Source organism: Lutispora sp. (assembly GCF_041687175.1).
Lineage (GTDB): Bacteria > Bacillota > Clostridia > Lutisporales > Lutisporaceae > Lutispora.
In genome coordinates, this window is sequence record NZ_JAWLCK010000010.1 from 1 (window position 1) to 24,347 (window position 24,347).

22 protein-coding genes are annotated in these 24,347 nt (G+C 35.6%); 3 read left to right on the forward strand and 19 right to left on the reverse strand.

Translation table 11 applies throughout. From position 1 onward, the window contains the following. Positions 1-546: 546 nt before the first annotated feature. From ACESM9_RS03120 to ACESM9_RS03135, 4 genes are read right to left on the reverse strand one after another with little or no spacing between them, the layout of a single operon-like run. Entirely contained in the window at positions 547-1,599 is a 1,053-nt protein-coding gene (locus ACESM9_RS03120) for a CotS family spore coat protein (RefSeq protein WP_372995192.1), read from the reverse strand. Next, positions 1,596-2,615 (reverse strand): CotS family spore coat protein, encoded by a 1,020-nt coding sequence (locus ACESM9_RS03125; protein ID WP_372995194.1) that lies wholly within the window; start codon positions 2,613-2,615, stop codon positions 1,596-1,598. The genes ACESM9_RS03120 and ACESM9_RS03125 overlap by 4 nt, the downstream gene beginning before the upstream one ends. A 4-nt stretch (positions 2,616-2,619) precedes the next feature. After that, the gene (locus ACESM9_RS03130) at positions 2,620-2,844 is read right to left on the reverse strand and encodes a hypothetical protein (RefSeq protein WP_372995196.1); all 225 of its coding nucleotides are present in this window, start codon (positions 2,842-2,844) and stop codon (positions 2,620-2,622) included. 21 nt (positions 2,845-2,865) lie between these two features. Then, a complete protein-coding gene (locus ACESM9_RS03135) occupies positions 2,866-3,852 on the reverse strand; it encodes a CotS family spore coat protein (RefSeq protein WP_372995198.1) in 987 nt (328 codons plus the stop codon). 349 nt (positions 3,853-4,201) lie between these two features. Between ACESM9_RS03135 and ACESM9_RS03140 the strand changes: the two genes are divergently transcribed. Beyond that, positions 4,202-4,468: an ATP cone domain-containing protein gene (locus ACESM9_RS03140; protein WP_372995200.1), complete on the forward strand. Its 267-nt coding sequence runs from the start codon at positions 4,202-4,204 to the stop codon at positions 4,466-4,468. A 125-nt stretch (positions 4,469-4,593) separates the two neighbouring features. Beyond that, positions 4,594-5,715 carry a glycosyltransferase family 4 protein gene (locus tag ACESM9_RS03145; protein WP_372995202.1) on the forward strand — a complete coding sequence of 374 codons (1,122 nt, stop codon included), beginning with the start codon at positions 4,594-4,596 and terminating at the stop codon, positions 5,713-5,715. Positions 5,716-5,966: 251 nt separating this feature from the next. On the opposite strand, the gene ACESM9_RS03150 is transcribed toward ACESM9_RS03145, so the two are convergent. The 15 genes from ACESM9_RS03150 to ACESM9_RS03220 all read right to left on the reverse strand — a co-directional run bounded on the left by ACESM9_RS03150 (position 5,967) and on the right by ACESM9_RS03220 (position 22,669). Next, positions 5,967-7,043 carry a mannose-1-phosphate guanylyltransferase gene (locus ACESM9_RS03150; protein WP_372995204.1) on the reverse strand — a complete coding sequence of 359 codons (1,077 nt, stop codon included), beginning with the start codon at positions 7,041-7,043 and terminating at the stop codon, positions 5,967-5,969. Between the two features lie 63 nt (positions 7,044-7,106). After that, entirely contained in the window at positions 7,107-7,526 is a 420-nt protein-coding gene (locus ACESM9_RS03155; RefSeq protein ID WP_372995206.1) for an aconitase X swivel domain-containing protein, read from the reverse strand. A 2-nt stretch (positions 7,527-7,528) separates the two neighbouring features. Continuing rightward, positions 7,529-8,806 carry an aconitase X gene (locus tag ACESM9_RS03160; RefSeq protein WP_372995268.1) on the reverse strand — a complete coding sequence of 426 codons (1,278 nt, stop codon included), beginning with the start codon at positions 8,804-8,806 and terminating at the stop codon, positions 7,529-7,531. 9 nt (positions 8,807-8,815) lie between these two features. Then, positions 8,816-9,619 carry a class I SAM-dependent methyltransferase gene (locus ACESM9_RS03165; protein ID WP_372995208.1) on the reverse strand — a complete coding sequence of 268 codons (804 nt, stop codon included), beginning with the start codon at positions 9,617-9,619 and terminating at the stop codon, positions 8,816-8,818. Positions 9,620-9,670: 51 nt separating this feature from the next. Beyond that, the gene (locus ACESM9_RS03170; protein ID WP_372995210.1) at positions 9,671-10,054 is read right to left on the reverse strand and encodes a hypothetical protein; all 384 of its coding nucleotides are present in this window, start codon (positions 10,052-10,054) and stop codon (positions 9,671-9,673) included. Continuing rightward, positions 10,048-10,641, reverse strand: coding sequence for a GTP-binding protein (locus ACESM9_RS03175; RefSeq protein WP_372995212.1), 594 nt, complete (start codon positions 10,639-10,641; stop codon positions 10,048-10,050). Before ACESM9_RS03175 ends, ACESM9_RS03170 begins: the two co-directional genes overlap by 7 nt. A 43-nt stretch (positions 10,642-10,684) precedes the next feature. Then, a complete protein-coding gene (locus ACESM9_RS03180; protein ID WP_372995214.1) occupies positions 10,685-13,366 on the reverse strand; it encodes a hydantoinase/oxoprolinase family protein in 2,682 nt (893 codons plus the stop codon). A 37-nt stretch (positions 13,367-13,403) separates the two neighbouring features. After that, complete coding sequence (locus ACESM9_RS03185) at positions 13,404-14,366, reverse strand: radical SAM protein (RefSeq protein WP_372995216.1); 963 nt, start codon at positions 14,364-14,366, stop codon at positions 13,404-13,406. Positions 14,367-14,439: 73 nt separating this feature from the next. Continuing rightward, positions 14,440-16,245: an ASKHA domain-containing protein gene (locus ACESM9_RS03190; RefSeq protein ID WP_372995218.1), complete on the reverse strand. Its 1,806-nt coding sequence runs from the start codon at positions 16,243-16,245 to the stop codon at positions 14,440-14,442. Positions 16,246-16,317: 72 nt separating this feature from the next. After that, complete coding sequence (locus tag ACESM9_RS03195; RefSeq protein ID WP_372995220.1) at positions 16,318-17,754, reverse strand: sodium/glutamate symporter; 1,437 nt, start codon at positions 17,752-17,754, stop codon at positions 16,318-16,320. A gap of 258 nt (positions 17,755-18,012) precedes the next feature. Continuing rightward, a complete protein-coding gene (locus tag ACESM9_RS03200; RefSeq protein WP_372995222.1) occupies positions 18,013-18,369 on the reverse strand; it encodes a thioredoxin family protein in 357 nt (118 codons plus the stop codon). A gap of 66 nt (positions 18,370-18,435) precedes the next feature. Beyond that, entirely contained in the window at positions 18,436-19,368 is a 933-nt protein-coding gene (locus ACESM9_RS03205) for a uroporphyrinogen decarboxylase family protein (protein WP_372995224.1), read from the reverse strand. Between the two features lie 25 nt (positions 19,369-19,393). Next, the gene (locus ACESM9_RS03210; protein WP_372995226.1) at positions 19,394-20,866 is read right to left on the reverse strand and encodes a trimethylamine methyltransferase family protein; all 1,473 of its coding nucleotides are present in this window, start codon (positions 20,864-20,866) and stop codon (positions 19,394-19,396) included. A gap of 13 nt (positions 20,867-20,879) precedes the next feature. After that, a complete protein-coding gene (locus tag ACESM9_RS03215; RefSeq protein WP_372995228.1) occupies positions 20,880-21,515 on the reverse strand; it encodes a B12-binding domain-containing protein in 636 nt (211 codons plus the stop codon). Positions 21,516-21,589: 74 nt separating this feature from the next. After that, positions 21,590-22,669, reverse strand: coding sequence for an ornithine cyclodeaminase family protein (locus ACESM9_RS03220; protein ID WP_372995230.1), 1,080 nt, complete (start codon positions 22,667-22,669; stop codon positions 21,590-21,592). Positions 22,670-23,183: 514 nt separating this feature from the next. Between ACESM9_RS03220 and ACESM9_RS03225 the strand changes: the two genes are divergently transcribed. Then, positions 23,184-24,335, forward strand: a complete 1,152-nt coding sequence (locus ACESM9_RS03225; RefSeq protein WP_372995232.1) for an MFS transporter — start codon at positions 23,184-23,186, stop codon at positions 24,333-24,335. Positions 24,336-24,347: the final 12 nt, after the last annotated feature.

Consider the following 24,347-nt stretch of genomic DNA (forward strand, 5'->3'; position numbering starts at 1 on the left):
GTCATGGTGATTTCTTTCCTTTTATCCAGATACAGGATGCTGAAAACCTCGGTTTTGGACAATTTCATATCGAGCTCTATCCATTCCTCAGGAAAGAAAAGCTTTTTAAGATTATCTATAAATATATCTATAATATTATCCAAGTCAAACATTGATTCATCACCCGAATATTTCGTATTACGTAATATATTAGCTTAATAATACCTCTGTTTTAGTATTGTGTCAATAGAAATTTATAAAATTCAATTTTCCCCACAACAAAGGACGATTCATTTGTACCTTTAGCTATAAATCAGTCATTGGTTGTCGGTCGCTGGTCACCGGTCATAACCTTGGGTATTTCTTTAGGATATTGAGCTATGAACTCAGATTTACTCCAGGGTATTCTTTTGGGTCAGTCTCTAGTCTTTTGTCGCTAGTCTCTAGTATTAGGGAATTCCTTTTGCGTCTTGACACGGGGTACGGGGTTTTAGAGCTCAGAGAACAGAGATCTGAGTAAAAATAGAGCCGGCACTTGAAAGTGTCGGCTTTGAGCTTTTGATGTTCTTAGATTCGCTTTTCGAATTCTTCTATGAACTCCCTCCTGGATATTGTGTACTGGGACTTGGTATTCATCTTGTCTAAGTAGTCTCTATCTCCCCAATCCTTCTTTTCTATATAGTATTGCCTGGATATCTGCCAGAAGTCCTGGGGAAAGAGGAAGAAGGGCACAAGCACCTTCAATTCATCATTGCTTATGGGACTTTCTTTATCGTAGCATTCTATAATATATAAGGCCTTGTCTATGTCCCATCCCGTCTTTTTCATATTTCTGATTATTAGACTTCCTAAGTCATGAATCCTTATATCTACAGCGCAATAATCGAAATCCAAAACATAAAGCTTGCCATCAAAGGATTGTATCAGGTTGTGGTGGGCATAATCATGATGTATAAATCCACTTTCTTCCTTTGCCTTGCTTACTAGTTCCTCATAGGGGGAATCCATGAGAAGCTTCCGGGCTCTATGAGCGTCCTCCAGGCACATATCCACAAATTCCAGATATATCTTATCAAAGTGGGCTCTACCTTTTTTTAATAATGCTCTGAACTTCATTTCATTCATCTCTGATATCCGCTCTTTGAAGTTTTCAGGCCATTTTCCCAGGAAGTTTCTAGACTCAGGAGCTATAGACATGTCAAAGCCTTGTGAAGCTTTATGCATCTGGCTAAGTAGATGGGTTGCTGATTTCAGATCTATTGGATTAAGGTAATCCAACTCTCTGCCGTCTACCCATTTGGTGAGATAGTACTTTTCACCATCATATTCATAAAACAAGCTTCCATCATCTTTAGTCATATACTCCATCACATTTTCAAAACCATTTTTTCTTAAGTGTTCTACCGCAGACATTATGAAGTCCATTTCTTCTTTTTGGTATATTACCCTCTTAAGAGAAAACATACCTTTTGGTGTGGTTATTCGGAAAATATTCCTCACAGGAACTATATCTGTAACATCTAAGCCTAACAAGTTGAAAAGTTCCAGATCCAAATTATAATCAGAAAGTATCTCTCTGTCTTTCTGCTTATTTTCTATTATGAATGTATCAATGGTCATTTAATCACTTCCTCAAGCTTCTTTGCTATTTCATTCCTTCTTTCTTCTTTTCTGAGGCTTCTTTCCATCTTCTTTATAAGCTCATATTCATTATAGTTCCTTTTCTTTCCATAATATCTGTTCACTATTTTATAGAACCTACCGGGCTGCAGAAGCAATGCTCTTATTATGTTTATTGAGTCGGCATCAAGAGGCTTTATGCAGGAATAACCTTGGATAACGCTTTCCAGATAAGGCAAAGCTTTGCTTCCTATACAGCTTTCCATAAGGGATACCAAATCCGTTTCGATAATATCATAGCTGCAGTTTTCCATGGTAGTTACGAAAATGTCGCCATCATCAAGAAGTATCAAGGAATGCTTCTTAAAGGTTTTATGGCACAGCTGATTTGTCTGCATGGCTTTATAGACCTTTTCCATATAACAGCTGTTCCTTAACAATATATATGCCTCTTCTGCTTTTTTGATGTATTGGTCTGCATGCTTGAGGAACATATTATCTATTTTTGTTCTAAGAGACTTCTCTTGAGCAATTTCCTTAAATTTTTTAAGTCTAACAGATTGTACCTTGATTTTGTCTATCCATCTGCCCCAATCCACCTTTGCTCTGCTGCCGGTGACAGGTATAAAGTTATCCGCTGCAATATGAAATCTGGCCAATATTTCTCCGATTTTTCTTCCGCCTTCTTCAGATGCTATTGAGAAATTCTTGCCTTTCATGCTGTCTTCCAGAACATATAGATTCCCATCATATCGGGTATAGTATTTATCGTCCCGAGTTTTGCACAGGGATGAAATATTTGTAAAGCCTCTGTTCTTTATATGATTATAGGCTGAAGCAATAAAGAGCACTTGAGCTTCATCCTTTTTTACCCTTTTAAAAATCTTGTTTCCCTTATTTGTATAGATCAGAATTCCTTTATCTCCTTCATGCATGTTATGAATCTTAAGTTCATATTCCTTTTGTATTAAGTCTCTTATTTCCCTTCGCTTAAACTTCCCATGCTTTCCAGACACCCTATCACCTCTTTCTGCCCTTAAGCCTCTTATTGACTAATTGTTCTTTCTCCCTCAATAGTTCCTCATATTTCTCTCTCTTTTTTACAAGCTTTTTCAGCATCTTTATTTCATCTTCCAATTCATCTATCCTTCTCTTGTAAAAATCCACATCTTCCGAAGGAGATTGTGAATAATATCTCTCGTCATCCGGCATTCTGCTATCTTTGCGATTACTGCTTTTTCCCATAAACATCACCTCTAATTATTGTTAAAGCCTGAGAAACTCTTTAAGGAAATTTTGTCTTAATTCAAAATCCTTTCTTACATTATTGAGTCTTGACATGAAGTTATCCATGGTCCAAGGCTGTTTTTCCACATAATATTGAAGTCCTACCTGCCAGAAATCCTGGGGAAAAAGTGTAAAATATTTTATTACTTCTAATCCTTCATGGTCTATTGGAAGATGCTTTGAATATTGGTTTAATATAAAATCTGCCTTGGCTATATCCCACACCCCATGCTTCATATTTCTGATTACAAGGCTTGCAGCATCGTGGAGCCTGGTATCCATTATACAGTAGTCAAAATCAATTATTCTCATCTCCCCCGAAGGGGTAATGAGGAAATTATGCTCTGCCATATCATGGTGACAAAACTCGCCTGTTTCTTTAGCTCTTTGGGAAATGTCATAATAGCTGCTCTTTTCTAAGAGCTCTATGGCTTCATAGCCTTGATCCATGAAAAAATCTATAAGAGGATAATAGGCTTCATCAAATTCATCTCTATTCTCTTTTGCTTCTATGATATCTTTAAAAAGCTTAATTTCGTCTAGTCTCTTTTTGAAGTGTTGAGGCCATTTTCCATAGTATATTCTGGGTTTCGATCCTTCAGGGGGCTTGAAACCGACTGAAGCTTTATGAAGCCCTGCAGAAAGTTCAATTGCTTTTATTAAGTCTTCTCTTTTTTTGAACTTGCACTGCCTGCTCTCAATCCAAGGCAAGGCATAATATATATATTCTCCATCTTCTATACATATGTCATTGGCCAAGGTCTTATCATAAGCTATGGGAGCTGTAAAACCCTTATCTATCAGATAATTTACTGCGGAGAATACAAAAAGGAAATAACTTCTCCGGACATGGGCCCTTTTGAAGCATTTTATACCCTTAGTTGTATTCAGTTTATAAATTTTTCTAACCTTTTCTTCACTTATGATTTTGAATCCATATATCTCCTCTACGTATTGCCAGTCCATCGTAATGCCTCTCCTTATAGTTGATATATATATCATTATATGTGGGAGACTTCAGGGGGGTTACAATAGTAGAACTCAGAGCTCAGAACTCAGAGCTCAGAGCTGAGATTTTCTCTAGAGTATTCCTTTGGGGTCCTGTCTCGTGTCTCGTGTCACGAGTCACTGGATTTTGGTATTCCTTTAGGGTCCTGACTCGTGACCCGTGACTCGGGCTGGATGCTTTGGGTATCCCTGATGGATTTGGCGCAAGACATGAGGGTTTAGGGTTTGTGCTTATGACTTGTTATCTATTGTGACTTTGTGAAAAATTTGGTAATATGATCTTATAAATACAAAGGGGGTCTTTTGAATGTTGGTTTTAAAAAAGAATGGTACTTATCAGGAATTCGACATGGAGAAGATCAAGAAAAGCATTGATAATTGCAAGTGTAAAGTTGATTGTTACATGAATGAAGGAGATATACAGGCCCTTGCTAAACAATTTAACAAGATTTTTTTACAGGTTACAAAAGATAACTATCATACATCATCATATGAAATAAGAGGCATTGTATATCATGTATTGATGGAAAACGGCTTTAAAAATGTAGCAAAATCTTATATGGACTTATGCTAGGATAAATTCTATGATACTGCCATGGCTCACTTCTCTGTCACAAAATTTAGGAATAATGATTATAATATATTATATTGCGCCGTATATTTAGATTGAGACTCAAGATTTAAAAACGAGGTGAGTTCATGCATATTTGCATAGATGTAAGAGGGGCAAAACTATATGCCGGTACCGGCATAGGAACATATACTATGAGGTTGATGGAAAATATTCAAGCCATTGATAAGGAAAACTTTTATAGCTTTTTCTGGCCTAATGGAGGATATGAGTATTTTGCCAACAGAAAGAATACTAAAGTTATTTTGTTCGGTGAAAGGAACAAAAAATTCTGGGATGAATGCTATTTGCCTAAAAGATTGAAGAGGCTGAAGCCGGATGTTTTTCACCTTCCCCAAAACGGCCTTGGCCTCCCTTTTAAAAAGTATTCCAAATATGTGGTTACAGTCCATGATCTTATACCATATACAATGCCTGAGACTTGCGGCAAAAGTTATCTTGAGAAATTTACTACAGAAATGCCCTTTATATTGGATAAATCAGATTTGATTATAACGGTTTCCCAGTATTCAAAGAATGATATAATAAAATATTTTAATGTACCGGAAGAAAAAATAAAGGTGATATATCTAGCAGCAGACAGCATGTTTAAGCATATGGATAAGGATGCTGCCTGGGATTTGCTGAAACATAAATATAACTATTCTACGGACTATATTCTTTATATCGGAGGCTTTAGCCCAAGGAAAAACGTGGATGGCTTGTTGAAAGCCTATAAAGCCATATACAAAGAGCTGCCTGGTCGCTATGATCTGATGATTTTAGGTTCTTCTAAGGATAATCATTACGAAATGAAGAAAAAAGTCAAGGAATTGGGCATTGAAGAGAGAGTTGTATTTGCAGGTTATATCCCCTATGAACACCTACCCTTGTTTTATAATTGCGCAAGCCTTTTTGTTTATCCGTCCTTCTATGAAGGTTTTGGACTTCCTCCCCTTGAGGCAATGACCTGCGGCACACCTGTTATAACTTCCAATGTAACCTCCATTCCAGAGATAGTTGATGGTGGTGCTATTCTTGTGAATCCATATGATTTGGATCAGTTAGCCCAATCGATGTATGATGTGCTGACAGATACTAATTTGAGCCAAGAACTATCATTGAAGGGTATGAAAAGAGCCTATCAGTTTTCCTGGAAAAAAACAGCTCTTGAAACCATCAGGGCTTATGAAGAAGCCATGGAAAAATAATTCTTACTTATAAAGGCAAATAGGTTATAAATACGATACCTATTTGCCTTTTGCATATATAACTCATATATAACTCATGCCACGTACCGTGAACCAAGACGGAAAAGGGATACCTAAATCCATACCGCGGGCCCCGTGCCGCGAGCCGAAACCCCAGAGTAATATCTAAAGCCATGACCAACAGCTAACCCAAAAGGAATACCAAAGCCCAAAGCCCAAAGTCCAGCGACTAGTGACTAGCGACTTTTCAATTATACATATTCCTTAAATTCTACATGATCGCTTAATTTATTGAGGAGTTCCTTTATATCCTGATCTCTTTCGCGCCTGCATAATAGCAGCACATCATCAGTGTCTACCACAATCAAATCATTGACTCCTATGGCAGCTATAAGTCTCTTCTCTCCACATATAATACAATCTCTGGAATCCATATGGACAAACCTTCCTCTTACCTGGTTTCCCCACTCATCCTTCTCCATATATCTTTCCATAGCAGTCCAATTGCCTATGTCGTCCCATTTGAAATTGCATTTAATAACATAAACATCTTTTGATTTTTCCAAGATGCCGTAATCTATAGATATCCCCTCTATTTTCTTATATTCTTCTTCTATTATAGAATCTTCCTCATCAGTGCCTAAACCATCCCTGATTTTTTTCATAGAATCATACATATCAGGTAAATGCTTTTTATACTGTTTTAAAAGATAAGAACCTTTCCATATAAATATACCGCTATTCCATAGATACCTTCCATCTTCAACAAATTCTATAGCCTTTTCCTTGTTAGGCTTTTCTGTGAACCTCTTTACTTTGTGGGTATCTATAGGCCATTGACCATCTATTTTTTTACCTACCTGAATATATCCATAGGCTGTCTCAGGTCTTGTAGGTTTTACTCCTATGGTTATTAAGGCTTTATTGTTTTCTGCGATGAGGAGTGCCTGCTGAAGGGTTCTGATGAATTCTTTTTCATCTTCAATATGATGATCTGAAGGCAGCACTATCATAATTGCTTCCGGATCCTTTTTCAAAAGCTTCACGGCAGAGTATCCTATACATGTGGCAGTTTCCTTCTGCATAGGCTCCAATATAATATTTTCCTCTGCCAATTCCGGAAGCTGTTGTCTTATAATGTCCACATAATTATTATTGGTCACTACATATATATTCTCAACGGGTATGAGATTGCTGATTCTTGAAAATGTTGATTGTATCATGGTGTGGGGTCCTAAGGGATTCAAAAATTGCTTGGGATAAGCTTTTCTGCTCTTTGGCCAAAAGCGGCTTCCCGAACCACCGCACATTATTAATGCATAGTTCATAAAAGCACCTGCCTTTCTTCATATTAACCATAATATGAAGAAAGGCGGTGCTTTGTTACCTCATTATTCCCGTGTGATTTCTACAATTCCGGTACTACCGTCTATTTTTACCCAATCTCCTGTTCTAATTACTTCCATAGGATCATCCTCTTCAAAATCAGATACAGCAGGTACATCAAGAGAAGCAACAGCTACACCTAATCTCGAATCCATTTTTTTGATGACCCATCCAGCGGGACAAATACCCATAAGTTTTGCAGATTTAAAGTGTGCAGAAAAACCCGTAGAACCTTTGCCGCATGGAAGTACTAATATGGTATCTTTAATTGATACACCTTTGTTGGAACTACTATTTTCATGAATAACCCCATCCAGATCACCTACAGCTCCACTATTGCCAGCAATACTATCAGGGCAGACAACAGCTTTACCTTCTGCAACTCCACCATGAGTTGGCCTTCCCTTCAGTATGATTTTTTTCATTGCTAAGCCTCCCACCTTCCTTTAATTGCTGCATCTATGCATTTGAATATATCTCCAAAATATACAGGAACCTTTGTCTGAGATTTTATACCATGTGCCTGCTTGGCACCATTCATTACCATACCTTTAGAGTGTTTATGACTTTCTTCTCTCATCACTATAGGGCATGAACTGTTTAGCAGCTTTGCTCCACTCTCCTTGATAATATCTGTGTACCCGTTAAAATCAGCCATGGCCTGAATTGCATAATCGGTCCAAATCCACAACTCAACATTTTCCTTAATCTTTTTACCCTTTAAGTACATTGCTATTTCCTTAATCTCATCAAGAGCCAAATGAGGGCAACCTATGCTGACTAAATCAATATCACCGGAACCTTCATCACAAATCATTTTTACGGATTCTTCATAATCTTTATATGTTATATCAATAACCTCAATAGGTTTTTTCCCACCTAAAGCATCTTCTAATGTTCTAGCTTCTGGAGTGAACCCAACAACATGGCATATTTCAGCGCCGCTAGTTGTAGATAAAGAAGAAAAGCACTGCCTTAATTTATTTATATTAGGTATTTCAAAGTTACCATTTATTATTGGCTTTCCATGTGGGGGCAGCAATCTTCCCATTGTATATCCGATTATATCCCAATCATATACTGATTCTGAAGGGCATTTAATGTTAAATACAACTGTTCCATATCTGTTTTCTTTTACATGGTATCCCCATAGAGGAGTTCTACCGCATATGGCTGCACAAACAGCAGCTTCAATCCCGTCTGCATTGCCGCACGCACCAAACAATGAGTTACTCATAACTACATTGCTTGATTCTGTAGTTACAAAATGTTCTCCTTTTAGAGGAAGCCAACCCACATAGTAAGGCGTACATGAATTAACTATACTTACACCTGCTTCTTTTGTAATTTCCATGAATCGTTTATTTTTTTCAAAAAACTCCTTTGACAAATGTACTGTTTCATAATCATTGATATCACAGGGAGCAGCACATGTCTGACATATGCAGTCTTTAGCAAACTCGCCAACTTTTATTTCCTTTTCACTGTTTAAATAAAACTTTGAAAAAATTTCATCATAATTATCAGTTGATAAAGAGTCCAAATAATGTTGAGCGCCAATGAATACAGTAGCCCTACTTATCTTACATAGTTCATTGGCACCAAGTACTTCTGCATATTTAACAATGAATTGCAGTGCCTTTTGCTTGAATTCCCCCATTTCTCCATTAAGCATCCTTTGCTCATATTCAGTTAGTTTTACCATTATAGCCACCTACCCTACTCCTAATTTAATAGCCTCGACTTCCAATCTGACCATATGTACATGCAGTAGTCCCTTATCATCAATAGGGTTGTCCATCATGTATAAATCAACAATTTCTTCAATAAAATTACTTTGAAGCTCTTTTGGGACCCTGCTTGTATAAGGCATCCATGTTGTCCTTATCCAGCCCATCAGGCCTTCTTTACCTTTATGCACTATATCCTTTGGAACTAGTTCTACTCTTTTTTTAATTAATCCAATTTGCTCCAACCAAGTGTTATATTCATCTATCCCATAAAAGAACCACGGAAAATTGAAATTTTCAAAGTACTTACTCCATTTATCTTTCGATGCTATATTTAATAAAGCTTCAATAAGATGAGGCATATTACCTTTTCCACCGCATTGCATGAATAACCTTCCAGAGTTTTTTAAGGCTTTTCGTACATTATTCAAAACTGCAACATGGTCCTCTATCCAGTGCAAACATGTAAATGATACTATTAGATCAAATTCATCATAGAAATCCATTTTTGTAGCATCATCTACAATAAAATCAATATTCTTAATACCTTGTGAGGCAAAATTCTTCTTCGAAAAGTTAATCATATCTTCAGATATATCAATTCCAACTATTGAACCATCCGGTAGTAGTTTTGCAATCTCGGCAGTAATTTTGCCATCTCCACAACCTACATCCAAGACCCTTTCGTTTCCCTTGAGTCCAAGCTTTGGTATTAACTCGTTAGCCAGTGTATATTGCATCGAAGAATTCTTGTTATAATCATTGGCATCCCAATCAAATTTGTTCACACTAACACCTCTATAATTATTAATCTAAATCATTCTATACATCTAAAGGCATTACATAATATTGCATGAAGCATTTAAATTCTCATTAATTATACCAATCGCTTGCATTACAATCCTATTAACCTTTTCTTTTCCGAGACCGTATATCAGCACATTCAAATGCAATGTTCCCTGGTTTGTTTTACCGGATGCATTGCCCTTCATTTCTGTGTATTGATTTTTCCCTGTATTTGAGTAATAACAGTAACCGGCATCTTTAAATTCCACAAAACCTTTTATATGACCAATCATTACATCTCTATCTTTTTTACTTTCTTCAGTTATAGAATCAAAAAAAATTCTTATGGCTTCTTTCCAACAATCTGCTGATAGTATTGTATTTGATTCTATTTCTATTGTTGTGGAATATGCTGTCAATTGAGGATCCTTTAGCATTTTTTTATCACCTCTGCAACCTTAATAATATCACCTTGCTTATTGGCTGAAATGGGTAATATGTCAACATCTGCTTTCAACTTTTTTATATCTGCAGTAATATCATTAATTACATAAGTATTCACTGAATCGGATTTGTTGATTAAGATATAATCTGCTGCCTTAATCTGGCTTGATATAAGCGGCTCTAGTACATCCATTAAGTCAAACCATCTAATTGCATCTGCCAATGTTATAACTTTAACTCTTGAAGATTCAGGTAATAAATTATGAATAGTATCAATAAAACGATGGGGCTGTGCTATACCAGAAGCTTCCATCAGAACAACATCTACAACATATTTGCTGCCTAAGCCTTTGAGTATATTCGCCAAATTACCTATTTGTCCGCATACACAACCTCCAAAAAGCTCATGTACATCGGTGTGAAGTTTTTCCATAAGTTTTGCATCGATGCCTACATCTCCAACATCGTTTACAATAAGCATAACTTTCTTATTCTCAGCTTCAACTAAATTTTTTGCCAATGATGTCATCAATGTAGTTTTACCTGATCCCAAAAATCCACCAAATAAATAGAATTCCAATTTTAACGACCTTCCTTTTCTGAATATATATTTTAATTTACAGCTATGCATTACTTAAAATCGGTCTTCCAAAGGCAATCAATTCTATATCCATCTGATAGAAATATCTATCCTCATCCTGTTCTTCTTTCCATTCATTTATGATTATGTCATCTGCCCCCGCGATTTTTGCTTCTGCAGTAAGCTTGTCTTTACCTGTGTTTATAAAAAAATCATAAGCGTCTTGTTTGCTCGCAAACTCTTTGATGCCTAAATAACTATACACTCTGAATATTTGGTTTTCCGCCAGCTTATTGTCACATTCAACCTTCCCTTTTAATCTTAAGGATATATTGGCTGATACCGCTCCTACTGCATTGGCCACATCATAATTGGTTGGTATAATTACATCAGTTTTTATATAGTTCTCAATTTCTTTAATATAGAACTCTGCTGGTGCACCAACTGCTATAATAGGTATAGAAAGTTCAGGATTTAGCTTTAATAGAGCGTCTTTTTTATGATGTACAATGGAACTTACTATACCTTCCAAGTTCCAATTATTTATATATTCCTCTCCTAAAACATCAAAAATACAGCTCAATATTTTTTTATTAATCTCCTTTTTTATTTTGGTTATTAGTTTTTCTTTATCTGAACTTGAGTTAAAGCAAATAAATTTTAACGCCTTTTTGGAAGTATCAATATCCCATTTTTTTAGAAAATCTTCACAATGTGCAATGTCTGTAGGTGTAAATCCTGCATATTCAATAATTCCCTTGTTGTATAGATTTTCGATTTTTTTTCTAAGTTTAACGATTGTGGTATTTAATTTACTTGCTAAGCTCTGTATATTAAGAGGTGCTTCCTTTATTGCATTTATGATTTCTATTTCCAATGGGTCTTCAGATGTATACTTAATACCAATTCTTTCAATATAAACAAAGTCTATGTAATCATGTATCTGATCTGGACTGACATACATTGATGAAAAAGCTTCTATAATCTCTTTGACGCAAGGAAACTTGTATGCAAGTCTACATAATGGCATTATTCGTTTAGGTCCCACAGTTATTCTGTTAATGCCGAAATGTATGCTACTATCACCACCTATCCCTGCAGTTACCATATCCATAGCTTGTACATGGGTATATATTTGGTCAACTTTAATTCCAGAAGGATTTAACTTCAGCTTACCCTGTTTATATAAGCCCACATCTGTTGTAGTACCCCCCATATCAACAATAACACAATCATCTTTTTCCGTAAGGGCTCTTGCCCCTATTGCACTAGCCGCAGGTCCTGATAATATGGTCTCAATGGGTTTTTCTTTTGCGACTTCTGCTGAGACTATAGAGCCATCTCCTTTGACAATGTATAGAGGAGCTGTAATTTCTTTTTCTCTCATTACGCTTTTTATATCTTCTATCAATCTATTGATTGCAGGAATTAACTTTGCATTTATAACTGTTGTAGCAGCTCTTTTAACTGCGTTTAATTGCCCTGATAACTCATGTCCGCATACTACAGGCTTGTCCGTTATTTCCTTGATAGATTTTTTTATCAATTGTTCATGAGACGGATTATAAACTGAGAAATATGAAGATACGGCAAATGCATCAACCTTGTTTTTATATTTATTAACGAATTCTTTAATTTCCTCTATATCAACCTCTGCCTTTTCTTTTCCTTTTACATCATGGCCACCTGTGAAAAAACCATAAATATCAGTAGAAAAATCTTTATAAAAATTATACTTTTTTATTATTTCCCTATCATATCCTACAAGAATCAAAGCCACTCTTCCGCCTTTACCCTCTACCATCATATTAGTAGCCAATGTAGTTGATATTGAAACCATTCTTATTTCTCTTGTATTAACATTCTTTACTATATTTTCAATAACTCTTTTTATGCCTACAGTTAAATCGTAGTGAGTAGTTATGCTTTTATATGTGCTAACCACACTTTTTGTATTTAAATCTAATATGACTCCATCTGTATATGTGCCTCCAGTATCAACACCTAATAATAAGCCCTCTGAGTGTTTTTTGCTGTTAATCTCTGTAACATTTACTTCTTTTTCAAACTCATTTTCCTCTTTTTCACTATCAGGCAATATGTGTACCATTCTGCAGCGATTATTCAGTATGTCAGCTATAAATTCCAAACTACCCATTTCCTCTGAATATTCTTTATTAAACTGCCTGCAAGATTCTTTCACAAACTCTCTTGACTTTTCAATGTTATAGCATCCATTATTGATGAGTGTAAAATGTGTATAATTTTTGTAAATTTCATTAGAAAGCTCCCAGGCTAATTCTTCTCCATATTTCAGAGCATACTCTCTGTTTTTGTCCAAGGGATTATTACCTGACTCAATCCATGAGTTATTAAAATAATAGGTTCCCGGTCTATGATTCTGTAATTCAGTATATTTTCCCATGGATCCTAGCAGAATAGGTGTACAATCCGGTACTTCGGGATAAATCAGATGAAGCATATTTGTATGTAGTTCATTCAAAGCACCACCACAGTTTCCGAACATCAGCAGCACTTTACTACCAGGTTCCATCTCTTTTTCCGCTTTGTTTATCTCTTCTTGAATTTTCCTTCTAAGTTTATTAGGTACGCTATGAAGAGAATGCTCTATCCAAATTATTGGAACACTGATTTCACTTTTTAAGCTTTCTAACTCATTCTTAAAGACCTCACATGCAATAATTAGTTTTATATCATTGTTCATTGTGTTTCCACTCCATATCCTAAGATCATGTTAATTGTTATACTTCATAATCTGCATCAATAAGCATCTGCTTTACCATTTTTACAGATAAGCCCCGATTTTTTTCCGTATTGGATAAATTGTCCCTTGGATTTGCCCCAACTTCACAATATAGCTGATTAACTCCCCCAATTAAACTCATTTGAGTGCTTTCATGTGCATTCATTGCCCTATTTGGCTTTGAAACTATTCTAGCAACAGCAGCTATTTTTGTAAGCTCAACTGCTGAAATCTGACCTCTATCATATAATGGTGTACCTTTGACTGGTATTCTTCTCATCACTGCCATAACTCCTACACCGTACTCCCTTGCTCTTAACATTTCTACCGCAAGTTCTTCATATCCATGCTCTGGGCCAATAGGTTCGACACAATAATATAATTCCAGTCCTGCTTTTTTTACAGCATCAAGAGTTTTAATCCTTGTTTTAGGACTAACTGTTGTATCAATTCCTTCCCTTAATCTGTTGATATGGTATACGCCGGTAAAACCTGTTTCTTTCAGTTTTAATGCTGTGTCATAGTCAAAATCCCCTATATTAGCAACAAACCTTATATTATGCGGCAGTTTTTCTTTTACTTCTTTTGCTATATTAATGAATTCAGATATGGGATAATCTGCAGTAGTCATGAGAAAAATATCATCTACACCCTCTTCAATTAGAATTTCTACTTCCTGTAATATGGTGTTTATGTCCTTGCGCCAGATGCTTTCCATGGAGTAATGGTTTTTTCCCATAGAACAAAATTTGCAGTTAACAGAACAGGGTTCTGCATTTATGCCTATTTGTGCAAATATTACCCCCTTATTACCAAATTCTGAACGAGTCATTTCATTAGCCAGGAATAAAATCTTATAAAAATCATCTGAATCATTCCTTACTCTAAGTAATGCAATTGCTTCTTCCTTAGTAAGTAACTTACCATTCCTAGCTTCTTCCAAAATTTTTCCTATATTCATTTTGTACCCCCTTAAATTATAGCTAATATTACATGATTATTGATAAATACATAATCTCTGTTTAGCCCTTATTTCATCTTAAATACATGCTTTCCATAAATTCTTCTTGAAAATCTGGTTGGATAGTCAATTCAATGTGTTTGGTGGTATCAGAATATTTTTTTGCTATATTAAGCATTTCTGAGTCGCACAATATTATCTTTGCACCATCACCAGCAGCATTTCCTAGGGGAATTACTTTCTCGATGTCTATTTGAGGGAATAACCCTATGTTTAATGCGCTTTTCTTGTCTATAAAATTACCAAAAGCACCTGCAAGTAATATTGCATCAATATCCTCAATCTTCAATCCAGCAACTTTCAATAATATGTTGATTCCGGCTCTAATTGCTCCTTTTGCAAGTTGCAATTCTCTTATATCTTTTTGGGTTATATATATACCTTCAAAATTATCATTATCTGTTATCTTTACTTCTTTGCTCTTTCCATTTTTTATTATTCTTCTAGATAACTTCTCATTGCTTATTTCATCAGGTTCTACAATTCTACCATTCTCTTTTACAATACCGGCTCTCAAAAATTCACTTACTATATCTATTAAACCGGATCCACAAATACCTTTCGGCTTAGAATTATCTATGGTTGTGTAGTTAAAATCATCAGTAATATAAAAAGTATTTATAGCTCCGCTAAAGGCTTGCATACCATATTTTATCCTAGCTCCTTCCAAGGCGGGTCCTGCAGCAGTTGAGCATGCATACCTGCCTTTTGGGGTAGATAATACTATCTCTCCATTGGTTCCTAAGTCTACAAGCAATCTATTATCCATGGTATTAATTAAGTCTGCTGCTATCATTGCACTGATGGTATCAGCCCCGACAAATCCGCCTATTCCTGGTAAAACAACTACCTTACCCCTTTTATTCATATTTTTTATGCCTATTGTACTTGAATCAACAATTATTGCATCTTTTGTTACACTATTAAAAGGTATTCTAGATAGACTTTTTGGGCTTAATCCCAAAAAAATGTGGGTCATAGCCGTATTTCCTGCTATTACACATTTATATATATATCTTTTGTCTATGTCAGCCTTAATAGTTACTTCGTCTATCAATCTATCTATACCAGAAATTATTTTTTCCCTTAATATGTCTAGTCCTTTTGTATTTCCTGTAGCAAAATCAATTCTTGATATAACATCAGATCCATAACCTATTTGAGGATTTTGCATAGAGCTTACGGCTATCTGCACATATCTATTCAAATCCATTAGATAGCATACAACGGTCGTTGTACCGATATCTATTGCCAAGCCATATATCTTATCCTTGCTGTCTTCATTTTCTATATCTATTATTTCGTTTTTGTACAGTGTTACTGTAACTTCTTTTGTACAATCTATATAACGGGATATTTCCCTCATTATATTCAAATCAATTTCATCTACTAATAGTTTTCTTTTTATCAAATCAGCAGTTGAATAATTATTTTTAAGGTTTGGAATATCCAATTGAATGGATTTTTTTATTATGGAGCTATTTCGAGAATAAACCTTTACTCTCTCAAGGTTTTGTTTTGATTCGTCTATCGAATAGTCTTCCAGTAAATATACTTCCGCATCACCTGACAAGCAAGTTCTACAAGCAAGTCGTATTCCTTTATTTATCTCTTCATCAGCCAATATTCTTTTTTCATATTCAGTTAAGTCGTTAACGCTCCCTTTTATTTGTACCTTACATTTACCACAAGTTCCTTTGCCACCACATGGTGCATGCATAATCAGCCCTTCACTGTTCAAAACATCCATAATCGTAGCTCCAGAATCACTTTCTATGGTTTTATTAAATTGAGGAATATTGATTATAACCTTATCCAATCTGCATCTCCCTTTTCTCCTATATAGGCAAGCAGGTATACTATAAATAATATACCTGCAGCCTTAATAGCATTATGCTGTAAACACATTATCTCCTTTAATGGATTTTTCCTTCATATATTGTTTTATTATTTCTTCTTCTCCTACTCTGAGTTCGTTTACTTTTTGCTTATTGATTCCATATTTAATTGCAGTAATAGCCATCAAAGCTAAGAATATTGCAGTTAGTACAGCACCACCTATATATACACTTGACCAGCCTTGAGATATGAATACGGGTGTAATCGAAACAATGAATACTTCAACTATTGATATAAATACATAGGCCATGCCGTAATCTTCTAAGGTTTTACTCTTAAACTCCGGATCAACTATTCTTAGTAGTGTGACTCCTATTGCCACAACACCTGTTGTCCAACCATAGATAAATATGGATCTCTCAAACCAGAAGTTATGAAATAGCTTTCTTCCCATGCCATATACAAAGAAAAGGCATGTTGTGAAACCAAGGATACATAATACCAGTATAGGCAAAGCATATTTAATAACTACCGATATCTTGATTGTAGCCACTCCAAAAGCAAGCAGGTAATCAGATGCTGAGCTTCCGATTCTTGTTATAATTCTTTTATCAACATATTTACCAAAACCAGTCCTGTTTAATATAAACTGAAGTATTACACCTGCTAACATAGACAAGCTCATCATGGGTAAAGTAATACCAGGCAAAATCTTTGCAGAAAATTCAGAGGCGTAATATCCACCAAGAACTGCTATCAATACTAAAAGCACATGCCATGAAAGAGGATCCATAGCCATTGGATTGATAGTATCTTCTCCCATAACTGATCTTTCATTCTCCGGAACCAATCCAGTTCGCATGCTCTCTGGCATTTGACTCATACTCTTAACAAGTCTTGTTGAACCATTTCTTATAGCAATATTAATTAAAACTATACCTCCAAAAACACCTGTTAATAATCCAAATGTAGCAAATGTCTGACCTATGGTTACAGCTTCATCCCAATTTAACATCTGCTCCAATGTTCCGCCTATAGCAGCTGCATATCCATGACCTCCGACGAAACCAGCCGGCATTAATAATGAAAATACATGTGTCACCTCAGGGAACAAGCTTGCCATAATAAAACCACCAACAAGCAATGCAATACCAAACTGTCCAAATTCAGCTGCCATATTTAAAGTAAAGGTATCTCCAACATCATTAATAACCTTTTTTAAGGACTGCTTTTCGCTATTTCCTATAAATAAGGTAGCAAAAAGGACTACAACTAATAAATATGGATAGCTTCCTGCCTGGCTGGTGAAAGGAATTACATTGGCAAATTGGGGTCCCAGCAGCAACCCTGCAACACCTGCCAGCAGCGATGATGGTAAGTACAGATTTTGTATTAACTTTATCTTAGCTCTTAAGAATTGGGCTATAAAAAGAAGTACTGACATAAATGCAAAATCTAAGAGCATTTCATATGGGCCAAAAGTAGACATGAAAACCCACCTTTCAATCTTAATTTCATTGTGACTTTAGGAGAATTGTTCTATAATATTTCTTGAGATGTTTTATAAATACATTATTTCTTTTGATAGGGTGCGGGTATACTAAAACCATCACCCTATATTTTTCATGTCGGATGATTAATATTTTGTATTATCATACTTTCCACCTACTTTCCTTATATGTCAATTAATTTTTATCTTGCAGTGGGTAAAGCACACCTTTTATCCACTGCAAGACTGCTTTTAAGGTTATATGTTCAATCTCTTGTCTATTTCTTCTATCAATTGCTTTTCAGCTGGAACTATGTTATCAAATACTACTTCATTATTTATCAACATGGCCGGAAGATTCTTAACACCAAGCTTTGCCATTCTTTTTATGCCCGCTCTTGTTTTAACTAAAGATTCTCTCCATGTTACCTTTTCTCCATACTTAGGCAATACCTTTTTAACTGCTTCACACATATACTGGCAAGGAGCACATCCTTCAGAATCCAGCGTTACAATTTCAATAAACACTTTTCCCGGCTCAACTATAACATCATCCAGGTCCTCTTCTTCTTCTTTTGTCATTTGCCTTTCAGTATTAAAGTCCTCAAGGGACATAAAATTGCCCTGCATATAATTACCTATTGCTGATATATTCTCCACCGGAGTATCAAATGGAATATCTCAGCCAGGAGAAAGTATATATCCCAAGCCTTTGCCTATGGCCAGCTCTTTTTTTGCTTCCTCAATATTTTCTACTGGTGATCCAAATAGCATGATTGTAGTAAGGGGCATATTACCGCCAAAGGATACTTTATATTTTGAGGCTGTTTCTTTTGCAAATGCCAAATCTACATTTTCATCAAATGCTATACCATCAGGCTCAGTTTGGCACATCAGTTCAATGTTCTTAGTTGCATCTCCGCAACAGAAAATTGTTGCTTTCAGTCCCAGAACTTTGATAGCTCTATTTAAATCCGTCAGATAGGGCTTTACAAATTTCTTAAAATGTCTTGGAGATATCTGGGATGTCATAGGATCTACTACGGCTATTATGTCTATGCCTGTCTTGGAATACATCTTTGAGAAATCCTTTGCGATTTCTGTGCAAAATTCCATTAACTCAAATATTTCATCCGGCTCTTCTATCATCTTAGTGAATATCTCTGTTCCCATAAGATGTAACGCAAGTGTAAAAGGCCCACATATGATACCATATAGTGCTACCTTATCACCTATGGCTTCTGATAGCCTTCTAGCTGCATTCAAAACTATAGGATATCGTCCGTCTGTTTCTTTAGGAAGCTTTAATTCCTTTAAGCTCTTTTCACTCAGTATATGACTTGCAACAGCAGGTGGATTTTGCTTCGACCACTTTAGATCACAACCTAGAGCTTCAGCCTCAATCTGCAAATCAAAAGCTACAGGAAGCCCATCAGGCTTGTACATCTCAAATGCTTTTAAAACTCCATTAACTATGTTATCTTCACTCTTTAAATATTCTTCCGCATCTTTACCTATAAGATTTGCAGCCTGAACACCTGCATAGGGTACCCATGGTGTCCTGTCTACAGGTTCAAAACTCAGTGCTTTGAGAACGCGTTCCTTTCCAGTCATATATGCTTCACTCCTTTTCAGCCGCTTAGTCAATCCATTCCTGTACCATGCCAGGTATCTCTTTTAATATTTCATCTTCTATAGCCTTGTCCACTCCGAGAGGTTTATGATTTGCTAGTATTTGTTTAGCTATTCTTCTGGCTCTTTCCCTTCCATCTAATGAACCGTCAGCTTCCCATCTAGACCTTGTATTTCTATCAGATACTGTATTATAGAAAAATTCTTTTTTCATATTCATAACTGTATGATCATTTGACAAATAGTTGCCTGCCGGACCTACTTCGTTTATAACATCCACTGCCAAAGTATCATCATTAATCTCAATTCCTTTAACAGCTCTCATACACATGCCAAGTATATCGTTATCCACAACATATTGCTCGTAGGAAATAGCTAGACCTGATTCAATTAAACCTGCAGCATCGTGAATATAATTTGAGCCGGCTAATGCACACAGCATTGTGGTAGCCATACTTTCATAACCGGACTGTATATCAGGTATCTTTGATTCATTAACTCCGGCAGTAGTGTAATTAGGTAGATTATAAAAACGTGACAGTTGGGCACATGCAGCATTCATCATACCCATTTCTATTGAACCAAAGCAAAATGCTCCTGTCCTCAAATCTGTTGTTGTAGGCACACAGCTATACAATACCGGATGACCTGGATCAATTATCTGTGAAAGCAACACACCGCTTAATGCCTCTACATTCATTTGTACCAGAGTTCCGGCAAGTGTTGCTGGAGAGGTGGAGCCTGCCATCGGTGCTGTAGGTGTAGCTAAAGGAAGTCCACTTTCTATTGCAGTGATCATTAGATCAGTATAATCCTTATCCATTACCAAAGGACTCATAATGCATGTTATAAAGGATATGAAAGGCTTCTTCAACAATGCTTCCTTGCTTCCAGCTATTAGGCTTGCATATTTAACTATATTTCTGATGCCTTCGCTTGTATATACTCCACCCATAACATGTTTTGATGTATTTCTTATCCCTGCATAAAACCTATTTACATCCACATTTTTTTTGTCTAATTCATTAGGATAGCAGGAAAGTACAAAATAATGGATATTATCAAGGGCATCTACTAACCTGGCTGCCATTTGCACATCTTTTAACGTAGATGGCCTTCTCATGCCTGTATCTATATCTAAAACATTTAATGCTGTACCACCTGTGCCTATGTATACTTTGTAACCATCTAGTTCCATATTATATTTATCTTCTCTTCCATAAAGGGTAACCTTTGACGGAGCTGTTTTAATCTTGTCCAGTACCCAGCTTTCAGATGCTCTAACAATCTTTTTGTTAAAATCTACATCTGCGCCTGCATTATGGAATTCTTTTAATGCTCTTTCGTCATTTACCTGTATACCTGTTTCTTCGAACACCTTCATAGATGCTTTGTGAATTTTCATAATTCCTTCCTGTGTCAAAGGCTTATAAAGCCCACCTTCCAATCCTCCAGGAAAAGGATTTTGTCTTTTTCGCATTTAACTACACCTCCTATATACCCATAAGATTGTTAGCAAGTTCAACTGCTGCAGTTGCATCTCCAGAATAGTGTGCTCCTATTTCTTCCGCATAGTTTGGTGTTACAGGCGCCCCGCCTACCATAACCTTTACTTTTTCATATAGTCCTGATTCTTTTAACGTTTCAATAGTGTCCTTCATAGAAACCATTGTTGTTGTTAGCATTGCAGACATACCAAGAAGATCGGGATTATATTCTTTTATGGCTTCCACAATCTTTTCAGGAGGTATATCAACACCTAAATCTATGATTTCATATCCTGCGCCTTCCATCATCATACCAACTAATTTTTTGCCGATATCATGAAGATCACCTTTAACTGTAGCCATTACAATTCTTCCGATCTTTTTGACATCTCCGTCTTGTATTAACGGTTTTAAGAGTTCCATTCCAGCGTTCATAGCCTTTGCAGAAATTAGAACTTCAGGAACAAACACTTCCCCTTCCTTGAATAATTCTCCTACTTCATTCATTCCTGCTATCAGGCCTTCATTTATGATGTCTTTTACAGGACAGCCTTCATTTATGGCTTGTTCTACCAATTCGACTACCTTTTTGGTCTGGCCTTCTAGCACATTCTCGGATATTTGTTCAAGTATTTTGCTCACAACTTTTCCTCCTCCTGTAAAAAATGTTTATATAGCATTGCTCTTTGTAATTATTAACAAAGAGTTTAAAATAGTTATCCAAGTATTGGGTTATCCCATAAAGGAAGTACTCTACCAATGTTCATTTTCTTAGCATTTTCATATACTCTGAATGCTTCAGAAAGGTCATGTATACCTAGTCCTATTGGGTTAAAGAATATTTTTTCCTTTTTATCTTTTCTTCCTTCCTTTATTCCAACTATTATTTCACCAAGATTTCCCCTAATTTTTGATTCAGGGATTATTCCATCTTTTACAGCCCTTGCACTAACGTCTACACCGTGATGTGTTACTTGATACCAATCATCAACCACGATAAAATCCACATCCTTTAACGCTATTGGAGGTGTATCCCAGAAGGAAATTTCACAGTGTAATACGCCTTCCTTATACCACTCAGAATTTACATAAGGAGCTCTCGCCATTGTTGCTGTATTTACTACATCTGAATCTCTAAAGGCCTCCTCAGCACTATCTACTATCTTTATCTCCATATCAACTTTGTCTTTCATTTCTTGTACAAACTTCTTGCTTGTTTCTGGATTCAAATCATAAACCTTACATACCTCTAATGAAGGCAATGCTTCTTTCATAGCCCATGCCTGTGTAATTCCCTGTACGCTAGCACCTATTAGACCCATAACCTTTGAATCAGGATTAGCCAAATACTTTGCTGCAACACCTGAAGCTCCACCAGTTCTCATAGCACTTACGAGAGTACCATCCATTATGCAAACAGGCATTAATGTATCAGGATCAACAATAATTATCACAGCATTTGCCCTCGGTAAGCCATACTTTTTAGGATTGTGAGGTCTACTAGGAATAAATTTTATTCCTGATGTATTTACAGGGCCTATCAACCCTCTTTTTATTAACTCATCAGCGTATTGTGATCCACCTAAAAAAGAAGGCATGGACATTATTCTTCCAGTTGTTTCTTCAGTTTCTGGACCACCCCATCTAATAACAGGTTTACCTGGTTGAATATAATCACCTTTCCCATGTAGGAAGAATGACCTTTCAACTGCTTTTAAGGTACCGCTCATATCAAAGCCGCCAGCTTTAACACAATCCTCCTGTTGTAGATATAAGAATTCTACTTTTCTGCTCACTTTTATTTCCTCCTTAAAATATATGATGATGATTAAATGCTCTATAAACTATTAGAGCAACTATTATGCCAAAGATTATTTATTATTCTGAAAACTACTTATATTTCTAAAAACTCATCATTTATTTTAAGGATTTATAAGGAAATCAAGCTACTATTGAATACAAACACAAAAATATTTTAAATTTCATCCAAAATATTTTATATTAGTTTACTGTATAAATCCCATTAAGTTATGTCTCAATTTGATATGTTTATATACAATGCTAACTTGTCTCCAATACTTAGTTGCAACAACATATCAGATTGAGATGTTATATCTCAATCTGATATGTTGTTATGCATCATCCATGCTATTCTTTTATCTACCTCTTTCTTTTTATGTAAAAGGCTAAACTATAATACTTCTTATACAGCTTTACTTTGTTATTGAACACAAAGCCATGGCATAAAAATTGCTTTAAATATTATTGAGTTTGAAATAGTAACAACATTTATCTTGAGGTATGATATAAATGAATAGCAATAAGCATAGTACGATTTTGTTTTGTGTTGTAAGCAGCCTATACAGTTTCTCCCTATACACATATGTTCCTATTCTTCCTGCATATGCGGAATCCTTGGGAGCTTCTTATAAGCTAGTAGGAATAGTAATAGGTTCTTATGGTTTTACCCAAATGTTGTGTAGAATTCCTATTGGTATATTTTCTGATGCTATTAACAATCGAAAAGTATTTATTATTCTTGGTCTTTTTACCTCTCTAACAAGCAGTCTAGGTATGTGGTATTCTACAAATGTAACTTCTTTAATAGTTTTTCGTTCATTATCAGGAATAGCTTCTGCAACTTGGGCTATCTTCACTGTACTTTTTGCTAGTTATTTTAGTGATAATAATGTTGCAAAACCCATAGGTATACTTAACAGCTTTGACTTTTTTTCTATGGTATCCGCTTTACTGATAGGTAGTATAGTATCACATTGCTTCAATCAAAAATATAATTTCTTGCTTGCTTCAGTTGCGAGTACAATAGCATTATTACTTAGCTTTTTTATATATGAAAAGAAAAATGAATATCACGTGCCAATTAAATTTACTATTCTAATGGAAATTCTTAAGGACAGAAATCTAATAATAGCTTCAGTTATTGCGATGACTTTACAATTCATAACATTCTCTACTATATATGGCTTTACTCCTTTATTTGCAAAAGGCATTGGAGCCAATGATATTCAAATTGGCATGTTAGCTACTATTTTTAACCTTCCAGGAATCTTAGCATCTGCAATGAGTGGTACATTCTTTGCAAAAAAATTTGGTGAAAAAGGAACAATAATACTGGGGTACACAATAATCTCATTATCATGTTTTCTTACACCTTTTATTAATAAGATATTTATTTTTTATATAATTCAATTTGTAGGGGGATTTGGAAGGCATATTGTCTATTCGCTATTGATGGCATTAAGCATTAAGAACGTAAAATACCAGAAAAGAGGTACTGCTATGGGAATTTATCAAGCAATTTTTGCATTAGGAACATTTATCGGACCTATAATAGTAGGACTTTTAATTGATACAACCAGTTTAAATTTCGGCTTTATAGCAACTGGATTAGTAGGAGTTATCGGAACATTTATTTCCTGGTACTACATAAAAACAGCATAATAAAGCCTTGCT

Excerpts from the sequence above, each read along its gene's own strand:
- ACESM9_RS03120 (WP_372995192.1), bottom strand. The coding sequence starts at position 1,599 with ATGACCATTGATACATTCATAATAGAAAATAAGCAGAAAGACAGAGAG.
- ACESM9_RS03130 (WP_372995196.1), bottom strand. The coding sequence starts at position 2,844 with ATGGGAAAAAGCAGTAATCGCAAAGATAGCAGAATGCCGGATGACGAG.
- ACESM9_RS03135 (WP_372995198.1), bottom strand. The coding sequence starts at position 3,852 with ATGGACTGGCAATACGTAGAGGAGATATATGGATTCAAAATCATAAGT.
- ACESM9_RS03140 (WP_372995200.1), top strand. The coding sequence starts at position 4,202 with ATGTTGGTTTTAAAAAAGAATGGTACTTATCAGGAATTCGACATGGAG.
- ACESM9_RS03145 (WP_372995202.1), top strand. The coding sequence starts at position 4,594 with ATGCATATTTGCATAGATGTAAGAGGGGCAAAACTATATGCCGGTACC.
- ACESM9_RS03150 (WP_372995204.1), bottom strand. The coding sequence starts at position 7,043 with ATGAACTATGCATTAATAATGTGCGGTGGTTCGGGAAGCCGCTTTTGG.
- ACESM9_RS03155 (WP_372995206.1), bottom strand. The coding sequence starts at position 7,526 with ATGAAAAAAATCATACTGAAGGGAAGGCCAACTCATGGTGGAGTTGCA.
- ACESM9_RS03160 (WP_372995268.1), bottom strand. The coding sequence starts at position 8,806 with ATGGTAAAACTAACTGAATATGAGCAAAGGATGCTTAATGGAGAAATG.
- ACESM9_RS03170 (WP_372995210.1), bottom strand. The coding sequence starts at position 10,054 with ATGCTAAAGGATCCTCAATTGACAGCATATTCCACAACAATAGAAATA.
- ACESM9_RS03180 (WP_372995214.1), bottom strand. The coding sequence starts at position 13,366 with ATGAACAATGATATAAAACTAATTATTGCATGTGAGGTCTTTAAGAAT.
- ACESM9_RS03185 (WP_372995216.1), bottom strand. The coding sequence starts at position 14,366 with ATGAATATAGGAAAAATTTTGGAAGAAGCTAGGAATGGTAAGTTACTT.
- ACESM9_RS03195 (WP_372995220.1), bottom strand. The coding sequence starts at position 17,754 with ATGTCTACTTTTGGCCCATATGAAATGCTCTTAGATTTTGCATTTATG.
- ACESM9_RS03200 (WP_372995222.1), bottom strand. The coding sequence starts at position 18,369 with ATGTCCCTTGAGGACTTTAATACTGAAAGGCAAATGACAAAAGAAGAA.
- ACESM9_RS03205 (WP_372995224.1), bottom strand. The coding sequence starts at position 19,368 with ATGACTGGAAAGGAACGCGTTCTCAAAGCACTGAGTTTTGAACCTGTA.
- ACESM9_RS03210 (WP_372995226.1), bottom strand. The coding sequence starts at position 20,866 with ATGCGAAAAAGACAAAATCCTTTTCCTGGAGGATTGGAAGGTGGGCTT.
- ACESM9_RS03225 (WP_372995232.1), top strand. The coding sequence starts at position 23,184 with ATGAATAGCAATAAGCATAGTACGATTTTGTTTTGTGTTGTAAGCAGC.